Here is a 12,383-nt window from a genome sequence, read left to right as displayed (position 1 = left end):
CTTTTGTTCAATTTATAGCCTTTGATTTTTGTGAAAAAAACCGTAAACTTAGCGCCCCTTGAAAAGAGGCCTATTGAATATAGTGCGTATCGGTAAATACCAACTTGAGAATAATGTAATTGTCGCGCCAATGGCAGGCATTACAGACAGACCATTTAGACAACTTTGTCGACGCTTAGGTGCGGGCTTAGCTGTGTCTGAAATGCTATCGTCAAATCCTAAGGTTTGGAAAACAGAAAAGTCGATGAACCGTATGGATCACAGCGGTGAGTCGGGTATACGCGCGGTGCAAATTGCAGGAGCAGATCCTGAGCTTATGGCGCAGGCCGCACAATTCAATGTTGCTAATGGTGCACAGATCATAGATATCAATATGGGGTGCCCAGCAAAAAAAGTGAACAAGAAACTCGCAGGCTCTGCCTTATTACAGTTTCCTGAACTTGTGGAAGAGATTATTGATGCAGTCGTTAATGCTGTTGATATACCTGTGACACTTAAAATCCGTACAGGATGGGATCCGGATAACCGTAATGGTGTAGAGATTGCGAGAATAGCTGAACGTTATGGCATTGCATCACTTGCTGTACATGGGCGTACGCGCGCATGTATGTACAAAGGTGATGCTGAGTACGCCACGATTAGGGATATAAAACGTTCAGTGTCGATTCCTGTTGTTGCCAATGGTGATATTACATCACCAGAAAAAGCAAAACAGGTTTTAGACTATACGGGTGCAGATGCCATTATGATTGGCCGAGCCGCCCAAGGTCGCCCTTGGATATTTAGGGAGATAGACCACTATTTGCGAACTGGGGAACATTTACAGCCACCTGCTATTGCAGAGGTGCGCAGTATATTAATGGAGCATTTAACAAACCTCCATATGTTTTACGGTGAGCCAATGGGAGCGCGAATTGCTCGCAAACATGTATCTTGGTATTTGCAAACCCATGACAGTGATGGTCAGTTTAGGCGAGTATTTAATGCGCTCGACAATCCACAGGCACAGGTCGTCGCATTAGAGCAATACTTTAAAACACTAGCAGCTAACTAAGAAAGAAAGAGACTTAATAATGTTCGAACAAAACGTGACTTCTCCATTTATCACTAACCCTCATGTTCAGTCACACGAGAAACCGCAGCCATTGCGTGATGCAGTAAAAAAAGCTGTTCACCACTATTTAAAGCAGCTTAACGGTCAAGATGTGCAAGACGTTTACGACCTTGTTCTTTCAGAGCTAGAAGCGCCATTACTTGAAGAAGTAATGACATATACACGTGGTAACCAAACTCGTGCAGCAATTTTACTAGGTATCAACCGTGGTACTTTACGTAAAAAGCTTAAAAAATACGGCATGAACTAATACCAATTATATTGAAAGCGTAAGTATTCTAACGAGCTAAACAAGCCAATAACGTCGTTAAAAATTTTTTATGTAGAATAACTACACTGCAAAATTTTTGCCTTGTTATAGACTTGTTCTTCTATCGTTATTACTACTTACTAATCCAATACAACTGGTATTATGCAAAAAAAGCACCTTAGGGTGCTTTTTTTATGCCTACAGTTTATTAACTAAATTGCAAAATGCTCACGCTTATTGAGCCTTTATAAGTCGTTTTTTGAGTAGTAATCAGTTAAAATGCCCGCTTCTAAGCTAGCTCATTAACTGAGGAAATCAAACTACAATGGATACTCATCGTCCCATTCGTCGCGCACTATTAAGTGTGTCTGATAAAACCGGTATTGTTGAATTTGCCCGCGCACTTGAAGCGCAAGGCGTTGATATTTTATCAACTGGCGGCACATGTAAACTACTTGCTGATAACGCCATAAAAGTGACTGAAGTATCAGATCACACAGGCCACCCTGAAATCATGGATGGTCGCGTAAAAACTCTTCACCCAAAAATTCACGGCGGCATATTAGCTCGTCGCGGGCAAGATGAAAGCGTAATGGCAGATAACAACATTTCTGCTATCGACATAGTTGTAGTTAACTTATACCCCTTTGCGAATACAGTCGCTCAAGAAAACTGCAGCCTTGAAGATGCCATTGAAAATATTGATATTGGCGGCCCTACAATGGTTCGTGCAGCAGCTAAAAACCACAAAGATGTAACAATCGTGGTAAACGCGAGCGACTACGACCGTGTTATTAGCGAAATGCAAAACAACAATGGTTCAACAACGTACAAAACACGTTTTGATTTAGCGATTGCCGCCTACGAGCACACTGCACAATACGATGGCATGATTGCTAACTACTTCGGTAAAATGGTGCCTGATTACACCGAGGAAGCTGCTGTAGAGACTAAATTCCCACGTACTATCAATATGCAGTTCACTAAAAAGCAAGATATGCGTTACGGTGAAAACTCACATCAAGATGCTGCTTTTTATGTTGAAAATGACATTGCTGAAGCATCAGTTGCAACAGCAACTCAATTGCAAGGTAAAGCCCTTTCGTTTAACAATATTGCCGATACCGATGCAGCCCTTGAATGTGTTAAAGAATTTGACGTACCTGCGTGCGTAATTGTAAAACATGCTAATCCGTGTGGTGTTTCAATTGGCGACAATATTCTACAAGCATACGAGCGCGCTTTTAAAACAGACCCTACATCAGCATTTGGTGGCATTATTGCCTTTAACCGAGAGCTAGATGCAGCAACTGCACAAGCAATTGTTGACCGTCAGTTTGTTGAAGTAATTATTGCACCTAGTATTTCGAGCGACGCTGCAAAAATTGTTGAAGCTAAAAAGAACGTGCGTCTATTAGAGTGTGGACAGTGGACAGGTAAAGCCGCTGGCCAAGATATTAAACGCGTTAACGGCGGTATTTTAGTTCAAGACCGCGATTTAGGCATGGTAACGCAAGGCGACTTAAAAGTTGTTTCTAAGCGCCAGCCTTCTGAGCAAGAACTTAAAGATTTACTGTTTTGCTGGAAAGTAGCTAAGTTTGTTAAATCAAACGCAATTGTTTATGCCCGTGACGGTATGACCATTGGCGTAGGCGCAGGCCAAATGAGCCGCGTATACTCAGCTAAAATTGCAGGTATAAAAGCAGCAGACGAAAACCTTGAAGTTAAAGGTTCAGTTATGGCGTCTGACGCATTCTTCCCATTCCGTGATGGCATTGACGCAGCCGCAGCCGCTGGCATTACTGCGGTAATTCAGCCTGGTGGCTCAATGCGTGATGAAGAAGTGATTGCAGCTGCTGATGAAGCTGGCATGGCAATGGTACTAACTGGTATGCGCCATTTCCGCCACTAATCACACAAAGGGTTAAACGTTGGTTTAACCCTTTTTGTTTGCTATAAATTCACGTATTCTGATTATTCAATAACCTATTTAAAATTATAATGTGAAGGAACAAACAATGAAATTTGCGTTAAAATCGCTACTTGTAGCCACACTAACAATGACATCGACTATGGCGCTTAGCCATAACCACGAATCAAGCCTTGAACATGCACTTCAATCAAGCGAACGCAGTGCTAAAAACAGCGCTCGTGATGAATATCGTCACCCAGCTCAAACACTTGCATTTTTTGGCTTTAAACCAACCATGACAGTTGTTGAAATTGCACCCGGTGGTGGTTGGTATAGTGAAATTTTAGCGCCAGCACTAAAAGAGCAAGGCACTTATTATGCCGCGCACTTTCCTGCTGATTCATCAGTTGGCTACTACCAACGCTCTCTTGCGGGCTTTAAACAAAAAGTAGCTGAAGATGAGCGCTTTAGTAGCGTTAAAATTACTGAGTTTGCACCTGTAACACATTTAGATATTGCGCCAGCTGGCAGTGCCGATATGGTTTTAACTTTTCGTAATGTGCATAACTGGTATATGGGCAAAGATAAAAGCGGTGCATTAAGTGCATTCCAAGCTTTTTATAAAGCCCTTAAACCAGGTGGTACATTAGGTTTAGTTGAACACCGTTTAGCTGAAGAACGTGCTGACGAAGATCAAAAAACATCAGGTTATATGAAGCAGAGCTACGTAGTAGACCTTGCTAAACAAGCTGGGTTTGAATTAGTAGCAAGCAGTGAAATAAATGCAAATCCAAAAGATACAGCCGATCACCCTAAAGGTGTATGGACGCTACCACCAAGCTTAAGACTCGGCGAACAAGATGCTGACAAATATAAAGCCATTGGTGAAAGCGACCGCATGACGCTGAAATTTAAGAAACCGCTTTAAATAGGAATTTTCGCCATGAATGTTTTAGTCATTGGCAGCGGCGGCCGCGAACACGCACTTGCGTTTAAAGCCGCTCAAAACACCAAAGTAAATACTGTATTTGTAGCCCCTGGTAATGCAGGTACTGCACTTGAACCAAAACTTGAAAACGTAGCAATAAACGTTGACGACTTAGAGGGTTTACTTAGTTTTGCACAGCAAAACAATGTAGAGCTTACTATTGTAGGTCCAGAAATACCGTTAGTACTGGGTGTTGTTGATAAGTTTCGTGAACATAACATGGCTATTTTTGGCCCAACGGCAGGCGCAGCCCAGCTTGAAGGCTCTAAATCGTTTACTAAAGATTTTTTAGCGCGCCACAATATCCCATCAGGCGATTATCAAACGTTTGAACAAATTGACCCTGCCCTTGCTTATTTAAAAGAAAAAGGCGCGCCAATTGTTGTAAAAGCAGATGGTTTAGCTGCAGGTAAAGGCGTAATTGTAGCAATGACGGAAGCCGATGCCGAAGATGCTATTCGCGATATGCTTGCGGGTAATGCTTTTGGCGATGCGGGAAGCCGTGTTGTTATTGAAGAGTTTTTAGACGGTGAAGAAGCGTCTTTCATTGTAATGGTTGATGGCAAAAACGTATTACCATTTGCTACCAGTCAAGACCATAAACGCGCTTACAATGGCGATGCCGGTCCTAACACGGGTGGCATGGGTGCATACTCACCTGCGCCAGTTGTTACGGATGAAATCCACCAGCGTATTATGAACGAAGTGATCTACCCTACGGTAGAAGGCATGGCAAGCGAAGGCCATCCGTACACCGGCTTTTTATACGCAGGTTTGATGATTGACGAAACAGGTACCCCTAAAGTAATTGAGTACAACTGTCGCTTTGGCGACCCTGAAACTCAACCAATGATGCTACGTTTGCAATCAGATTTGGTTGAATTGATTGAAGCTGCTAACCGTGTAGAACTTGATAAAACAACAATTAAGTTTGACCCACGCGCTGCAGTTGGTGTTGTACTTGCCGCTAAAGGCTACCCTGGTGATTACCCTAAAGGTGATGCAATTTCGGGGCTAAAAGTTGATTACCCTGCGGGTGAAAAAGTGTTTCATGCGGGTACTAAGCAAAGTGGCAATGACGTTGTAACCGCAGGCGGTCGCGTATTATGCGCAACAGCACTTGGTAACACCGTTACGCAAGCGCAGCAGCGCGCCTATGAGCTTGTTAAACAGATTAGCTGGGATGGTATGGAATATCGTACTGATATAGCTTACCGTGCTATTGCACGCGAGCAATAGCCTGTAATACCTATTCATTGGTATAACCAGTTAATTTAACTACAAAAGCGCAGTTTATCTGCGCTTTTTTAGTGCTACACTAATTAAAAGGTTTTTTAAAAGTAAATTAACGTTGGAACTAAGAACTTTACGTTACCATGCAATTGCTGTTGCCATACTGATTTTTATATTTTTTATAATCAGTACATTGGCATCAAACTTAGTCGTGCCTACACGATATACAATTGATAAAACGGCTCCAATGTACCTAGATTACGCCTACTATATTGACGAAACCAAAACTAAAACATTCGATACCATCATTAACCAACCTGAATTACTTACTCATCAACCATTTTCAGATGTTCCATGGAGCTTTAGCCAACAAAATTATTGGTTGTTTCTTGATTTAGAAAATAAAAGCCTTAACAAGCAAAATGTTGTGGCACATTTTGACAACCCTATGGTCGATCACCTTACGGTTTATCGCCTCGATAAAAATAACAAACTAGTTGAAACATACGAACTCGGCGATAAAGAAGAAGCCCTCTCTTTGTTTGAATACAGCGTGCCGCATATTCGCTTTTTAGTAGAAAGAAAATCATCACAACGCCTAGTAATAAAAATAGACACAATCGGCATAAGTAAAACACCTGTAAACTTGTATCGTGATAAAGAGTTTATTGACTTAGTGCGATCTCAAACTGGGATCTGGGGTATTTTTGTAGGCGTGCTATTGATGGCTGCACTTTATAACTTGGTGCTTTATTTTGGTATAAAAGACCGTGTTTATTTAATTTATATTGGCTACATCGTCAGCGCTATTACACTAATGGGTGCAGTATTGGGCTTTGGTTTTTATTTATGGCCTAAGCAATGGCAGCTCTTTATTCACGAACAAATTGTATTTAGTAATTATGGGGTCGCCTTTTTCACCCTTGCTTTTTGCACCATGTTTTTGCGCTATCATAAAGATAAATGTTGGCGTTACAAAATGAGCATAGCTCTACTTTGGCTTATGTTTACTCTTGCTGTATGTAGCTTGTTTATTCCTGAAAATATAGCGGCTCCTATATTTTTTGGTGTAATGGTACTGCTTTATATTACCTGTATTATTTTAATATATAACAAGTTACGCAGTGGTTTTAGGTGGGCTAAGTTTTATGTTTTATCATGGATACCGCTAATTTTTGGTGCGGCAATTCAGCCTATGGAACTCACTGGTGTTTTACCGTATACCTTTGCAACCCGCCATGCCTTTTTAGTCGCTATTTTGTGTGAAGTTATTTTAATGGCGATGGCATTAGCAGACAGGGTAAGGTATCAGCGCGAACGTGCGCTTTATCATGCCACGCATACACAACAAACACGATTACTTAATAGCTCCAAGCTAAAACAAGCATTTATGGCACTACAAAGCCAAAATCGCTCAACAACGTTGTGTTTAATAAAAATACGTCACTTTAATTCACTCAATACGATTATTACCTCTTCTCAGGGCTACACACTTATAAAGCATATAGCCAAAGAGCTTGAATTAGAACTCAGCCATGAACGTGAATTTACAAACCTCGAAACAGATTTAAACACCAGTCCTCGCTTAGCCGATTTAAGCAGTGGTGTATTTGCCTGTATTTCTACAAAAACACAAAACCAAGAAATGCTAGAAGCACTACTGACTAAAATAATTAGTAGCCTACCAAAGCAATATGAAATTAAAGGACTAAACCTGCAGCTTAGTTACAGTATAGGTATTAGTAGTGCAGGTAAAAGTAACGACTTTGAATATTGGTTAAAGCGTGGTTATTTAGCGCTTAAAAAAGCAAAAGGTAGCGTTAATCAAGTTGGGTCATCGTCAAACGGTAATAATCTGATGATGGACGTTGCTCTAGCCGCTAAGCTGCAGCAAGCCATAAAAACAAATCAACTGGCGCTTTACTACCAACCTCAAATAAACTTATTAAGTAACCACGTAAGTGGTGCTGAAGCTTTATTACGTTGGCCCGACCCAACTTACAGCAACTTATCAATTGAAGAGCTAATAATACTTGCTGAACACACAGGTATTATTAACGAGCTAACACTGTGGGTAATAGAGCAAGCTTGTAAAGACATAGTTGAGCTTACTAAAAATGGCTATAACGAGCACACAATTAGCGTAAATTTAAGTGCTAAAAACTTAACCATAAATAATTTAGCCGAAAAAGTAGAAAATATTTTAATTAAATACCAAGTGCCGGCACACTTACTTAAATTTGAACTAACCGAATCAGCCTTCGTAGATAGTCAAGATGCACTTATAAAGTTAGTTGATGAGTTAACCGCATTAGGTATTAAAGTGGTACTGGATGACTTTGGGACAGGCTACGCGTCACTTAGCTACTTAGTTAATTATCACTTTAGTGAACTTAAAATAGATAAGTCATTTGTTTTTGATTTACCTAATAACCCAACTCACCAGGTTATTGTACAAACAGCCATTGATATGGCGCATAACCTCAACTTATCAATAACAATTGAGGGGGTAGAAACCCAAGAAATCCATCACTTGCTCAAAGATATGAACGCTGATTCCGCCCAAGGTTATTTATACGCAAAAGCACTGCCTTACACCGACTATTTACACTTCTTAAAAAGCCAATATAGCTTAAAAATGTTAGACTCCTCTTTTTAACATCTTTAGGGGCCAAGTAAAGATGCAAGGCACACTGCGTAAACTAAAATCGAGCTTAACCGAACCAGTACAATATCACTTACCTGTAGGTGAACACTTAGTAGACTTAAATGCATTTATAGGTAAGGAGCTTACGCTTACCTTTAGTGGCACTATTTTATGTTCTAACTGCGGTAAAAAAACCAAAAAAAGCTATTCTCAAGGTCACTGTTTTGTATGCATGCGCAAGCTTGCTAGTTGCGATATGTGCATAATGAAACCAGAAACCTGCCACTATGATCAAGGCACTTGCCGAGAGCCACAGTGGGGCGAAGAAAACTGCATGATCCCACACTATGTATATCTCGCTAATACCTCAGGTTTAAAGGTAGGTATTACCCGCCACACACAAATACCGACTCGCTGGGTTGATCAAGGCGCCACTCAGGCATTACCTATTTTTAAAGTGCAAACTCGCCTGCAATCTGGTTTAGTAGAAGTTGCATTGGCTGAATTTATTGCCGACAAAACTAATTGGCGCAATATGCTAAAAGGTCAAAACGACGCAATTGACTTAAAAGCAGCGGCAGCCGAGCTGATCCCACAAATTAGTGAAAAGCTAAACGAGCTCAGTGAATTATTTGGCGCAACAGCAATAGAGCAACTTGATGAAGATGTGGTTGATTTAAACTTTCCAGTAACCGAATACCCAACAAAAATCAGCTCATTTAACTTTGATAAAGACCCTGTTGTAAGTGGTGTTTTACAAGGTATTAAAGGTCAGTACTTAATCTTTGAAAAAGGCGTTATTAATATACGTAAATTTACGTCTTATGAAGTAACCGTAGGCTAACGGGCCATGTTAAACAGCTACCCACAATTATTGGTTATTTATAATGAGCTTGAGATAGCCCATAACCAACAAGAGCAACAAGAGTGCTTGCACAGCGTTACGCAAAGTGAGCTAAGCGATGTGCGAGTACTTAACAAGCAAGGTGACTACCTTAATTTACAAGGCACTGTTTGCCCTAAATTGAATGGCGAGCAACTAGCACAGCTTGTTACAGCTTACTTATTAAATGAAGGGCAATGCTGCCTTGGTAAAATCAAAACCCTAAGTACTGCGCAGGCGTTTGATTTACTAGGGCTATAAACACTCTCTTTATTTAAACCTCAGTAAGCACTTTTATATGCGCTACAGCACTGCGACCTAAAGCTGATAGCGCATAGCCACCTTCTAAATACGAAATAACCCCTTTACAACCGCCCTCTTTAGCAACACCACATAGTTGCTCGGTAAGCCAAATATAGTCATCCTCTACAAACTTTAAGCTTGCCATATCATCTTCTAGGTGAGCATCGAACCCTGCGCTTATAAAAAGTAATTCAGGTTTAAACGCTTTTAATTTTGGTAGCCATTGCTGAGCAAACACCTCTTTTAAATCGTCGCCATTACTGGCAATTGGCAGAGGTGAATTAACTATATGACTATTATTTTTAATCGCTGTATTTGGATAAAACGGATACTGAAATAACGAACAAAGCAGTACATTTTCGTCATCAATAAAAATATCTTGCGTGCCATTACCGTGGTGTACATCAAAATCCGCAATAGCAATGCGCTTAACCCCTTTGCTTTGTGCGTACTTAACAGCAATAGCTAAGTTATTAAACACACAAAACCCAGATGATGAGTTTTTATTAGCGTGATGCCCTGGCGGGCGCACTGAGCAAAAAGCAGCATCGAGTTTATCGGCAAGTATTTCATCAACCGCTAACAATCCTGCACCTACTGCCCGCTCAATCGCTTTAAACGAATCGGGGCACAGCCACGTATCGCCATCTAAATTAGCGAGCCCTTCTGTTGGTAGCGTATTTTCTACGTGTTTAAGTAAAGCTTCATCGTGAGCAAGTAAATAATGCTCACGCTCGGCCTTGGGTGCTTGGAGGTGTGTTAAGCCAACATCTACGCCGCTGGCAAGTAATCTATCGGTTATGGCATCTAGACGTTCTGGGCACTCGGGGTGGTCGTCTATCATTTTATGCTTACGGCAATGAGGATGAGAAATAACAGCGGTACGCATAAAAAGTCCCTTACAAGGTGTAAAAACTTAATATAGCAAAGCCACCGATGGGTGGCTTTGCGACTTTGGTTTATATCAATATTAGCTATTTTGCTTTTAAATGTAGGTTTCTAAAGTCAAAGCTAAAGTCGGTCACTTGTGTTGATACCGCGCGCATTTTGGCACTGTTTACACGATTTTGTGAGCTCATTTCAAAACGAATAAACGCATCTGCTTCTAGTAATTTTTCATCCCACTTAACAATAAATGTATTACCAGTGTAATGCTCAAGAGTGCCTTTCAAGCGTTTAGTGTGCGTAAAATCAATGCGTAATTTACCATCTAACTGCTCAATAATTACATCGCCGTACCAGTCATCGTGCAATGTTCCGGTGTAATTAATATTTGGTAATTGTGGTTGGTAGTCAGCGGGGGCTTCTGGTTTTGCATTAGCATACGCTTGTTGCTTGCCTTCAAAATGACTTTTAGCTAAATCTTCTACCCAGTCTTTATCTTCAAGTTCAAGTGCATCTTCAAGCACTTCATGGGTTACTGCCGAAAGTGCACCAAAAGCTTGTTGATTAGATAAAATAACAATACCGAGGTTTTTCTCAGGCAATAAAGTAACTTGCGATACCATTCCCAAAATACCACCGCCGTGACCTAGCTTTTTAAAGCCGTGGTAGTCTTCAATACTCCAGCCTAACCCATAACCCCTAAACTGCTGATGATACGATTCAAACGCACTTTTAGACGTCATAGACGTAATATGTGGGTGCCACATTTGCGCTTGTTGCTTTTCACTAAATAGCTGCTCGCCACTTGGCATTTTACCGCCTGCTAATTGCGTACGTAGCCATTGACTCATATCGCTTACACTTGAAGCAATGGCGCCTGCGCCTCTAAAGTCCTCAAGGTAGTTCACAAAAAATGGATGAAGCGTGCCATCCATAGGGATATGACCTGTCGCCCAGTTTTTATTACTTTTAGGAATACGTGAAAAGCCCGCGCGTGAGTTATCCATGTGCAGCGGCTGTAATATATTTTTTTCGATGTAATCGTTCCAGCTCATACCCGACACACGTGCAACCACTTCACCAGCGGTAACAAACATCAAGTTGTTATAAGCGTACTTACTACGAAAGCTGCTCGCTGGTTTTAAATACTGTAATCCCGCTAAAATTTCATCAACTGATTTATCGGTACTTGGCCAAATCATTAAATCGCCTTGCCCAAGCCCAAGCCCACTGCGATGGCTTAATAAGTCACGAATACGCATTTCGCGTGTTACGTACGAGTCGTACAATCTAAACTCTGGTAAATGATCAATTACGCGGTCATCCCAGCTTAATTTACCTTCATCAACCAACTTTGCCAGTGCCGCAGTAGTGAATGCTTTTGTGTTTGAAGCAATACCAAATAAAGTGTCTTTGTTTACTTTTTTGTTGGTATCGAGATTAGTTACACCAAAGCCTTTAGCAAATATTACTTTATCGTTTTCAACAATGGCAACTGCCATACCGGGTACGTCAAAACGTGCCATTGACGCTTTAATTACGTCGTCAATTTTGTTGGTATCAACTTGTGCCCAGCTGCTAAACGTAGAGCCTGCTAATAGTGCAATTGCGGCAAGTTTGGTTAATTTCATATCAATCCTATTTTATTATTTTTGATGAACTGCAAATTCAATTGCTGCGCGCTCTTGATTGGTGTCGCTTTTTTGTGCGCGATTTAATATGGCATCACTGTATTCTTTTGGTACGCCCGCTTCAAGTGAACCGCGATGAACGTGTTTTATGTACCAATCATATGGGAGTACATCGCTGTCATGGGTATTAGCTATATAACAATGTGCGGCTACAGTCTCACCCGTTAAAAGCGTTGGGGCTATATCTACACAATCGTAACCTGGCCCTTCAATACTGTCTAAAATAGCTTTTTCTTCTTCATTGAGCTCATAAATAACGCCGTAAACCAATGCATCTTCTTTATCGCTTGGACAAATACTGCATTTACCTGAGCCATCTTTAAATAGCATATCAAAAGTAAGCTCGTAGCCTTTAAGTACCGCAGTTCCTACACGCTTTACATTGGGCAAGCGCGCTAACAAACGATTAGATGACATATTAGAACCAAACGAAAAATTATATAGCGGCATTTTTATCTCCTGCGCTTTTTGAATAAG

At 40.9% G+C, this 12,383-nt stretch carries 11 protein-coding genes; 8 read left to right on the top strand and 3 right to left on the bottom strand.

Going from position 1 to position 12,383, the window contains the following annotated elements; translation table 11 throughout:
- Positions 1 to 82: 82 nt before the first annotated feature.
- The 8 genes from dusB to QMA08_RS11875 all read left to right on the top strand — a co-directional run bounded on the left by dusB (position 83) and on the right by QMA08_RS11875 (position 9,288).
- Complete coding sequence (gene dusB, locus QMA08_RS11910) at positions 83 to 1,054, top strand: tRNA dihydrouridine synthase DusB (protein WP_024603689.1); 972 nt, start codon at positions 83 to 85, stop codon at positions 1,052 to 1,054.
- A gap of 19 nt (positions 1,055 to 1,073) precedes the next feature.
- Positions 1,074 to 1,364, top strand: coding sequence for a DNA-binding transcriptional regulator Fis (gene fis, locus QMA08_RS11905; protein WP_002957804.1), 291 nt, complete (start codon positions 1,074 to 1,076; stop codon positions 1,362 to 1,364).
- 325 nt (positions 1,365 to 1,689) lie between these two features.
- Complete coding sequence (gene purH / locus QMA08_RS11900) at positions 1,690 to 3,276, top strand: bifunctional phosphoribosylaminoimidazolecarboxamide formyltransferase/IMP cyclohydrolase (protein WP_024603688.1); 1,587 nt, start codon at positions 1,690 to 1,692, stop codon at positions 3,274 to 3,276.
- Between the two features lie 106 nt (positions 3,277 to 3,382).
- The gene (locus QMA08_RS11895; RefSeq protein ID WP_002957806.1) at positions 3,383 to 4,204 is read left to right on the top strand and encodes a class I SAM-dependent methyltransferase; all 822 of its coding nucleotides are present in this window, start codon (positions 3,383 to 3,385) and stop codon (positions 4,202 to 4,204) included.
- Positions 4,205 to 4,219: 15 nt separating this feature from the next.
- Positions 4,220 to 5,503 carry a phosphoribosylamine--glycine ligase gene (gene purD, locus QMA08_RS11890; protein WP_024590607.1) on the top strand — a complete coding sequence of 428 codons (1,284 nt, stop codon included), beginning with the start codon at positions 4,220 to 4,222 and terminating at the stop codon, positions 5,501 to 5,503.
- 112 nt (positions 5,504 to 5,615) lie between these two features.
- On the top strand, positions 5,616 to 8,156 hold the full coding sequence (locus QMA08_RS11885; RefSeq protein WP_290174576.1) for an EAL domain-containing protein: 2,541 nt from the start codon (positions 5,616 to 5,618) through the stop codon (positions 8,154 to 8,156).
- A gap of 22 nt (positions 8,157 to 8,178) precedes the next feature.
- Positions 8,179 to 8,988 carry a DUF2797 domain-containing protein gene (locus tag QMA08_RS11880; protein WP_024597548.1) on the top strand — a complete coding sequence of 270 codons (810 nt, stop codon included), beginning with the start codon at positions 8,179 to 8,181 and terminating at the stop codon, positions 8,986 to 8,988.
- A gap of 6 nt (positions 8,989 to 8,994) precedes the next feature.
- Positions 8,995 to 9,288: a hypothetical protein gene (locus tag QMA08_RS11875; protein ID WP_002957811.1), complete on the top strand. Its 294-nt coding sequence runs from the start codon at positions 8,995 to 8,997 to the stop codon at positions 9,286 to 9,288.
- Positions 9,289 to 9,301: 13 nt separating this feature from the next.
- Here the strand turns inward: QMA08_RS11875 and QMA08_RS11870 are convergent, their stop codons facing one another.
- The 3 genes from QMA08_RS11870 to QMA08_RS11860 all read right to left on the bottom strand — a co-directional run bounded on the left by QMA08_RS11870 (position 9,302) and on the right by QMA08_RS11860 (position 12,356).
- Complete coding sequence (locus tag QMA08_RS11870) at positions 9,302 to 10,219, bottom strand: histone deacetylase family protein (RefSeq protein WP_290174575.1); 918 nt, start codon at positions 10,217 to 10,219, stop codon at positions 9,302 to 9,304.
- Between the two features lie 85 nt (positions 10,220 to 10,304).
- Complete coding sequence (locus QMA08_RS11865; RefSeq protein ID WP_290174574.1) at positions 10,305 to 11,846, bottom strand: serine hydrolase; 1,542 nt, start codon at positions 11,844 to 11,846, stop codon at positions 10,305 to 10,307.
- Positions 11,847 to 11,861: 15 nt separating this feature from the next.
- On the bottom strand, positions 11,862 to 12,356 hold the full coding sequence (locus QMA08_RS11860; RefSeq protein ID WP_039488239.1) for a gamma-glutamylcyclotransferase family protein: 495 nt from the start codon (positions 12,354 to 12,356) through the stop codon (positions 11,862 to 11,864).
- Positions 12,357 to 12,383: the final 27 nt, after the last annotated feature.

Source organism: Pseudoalteromonas sp. APC 3355 (assembly GCF_030407615.1).
Taxonomy (GTDB): domain Bacteria; phylum Pseudomonadota; class Gammaproteobacteria; order Enterobacterales; family Alteromonadaceae; genus Pseudoalteromonas; species Pseudoalteromonas distincta.
This window is presented reverse-complemented; position numbering and strand designations above follow the sequence as displayed.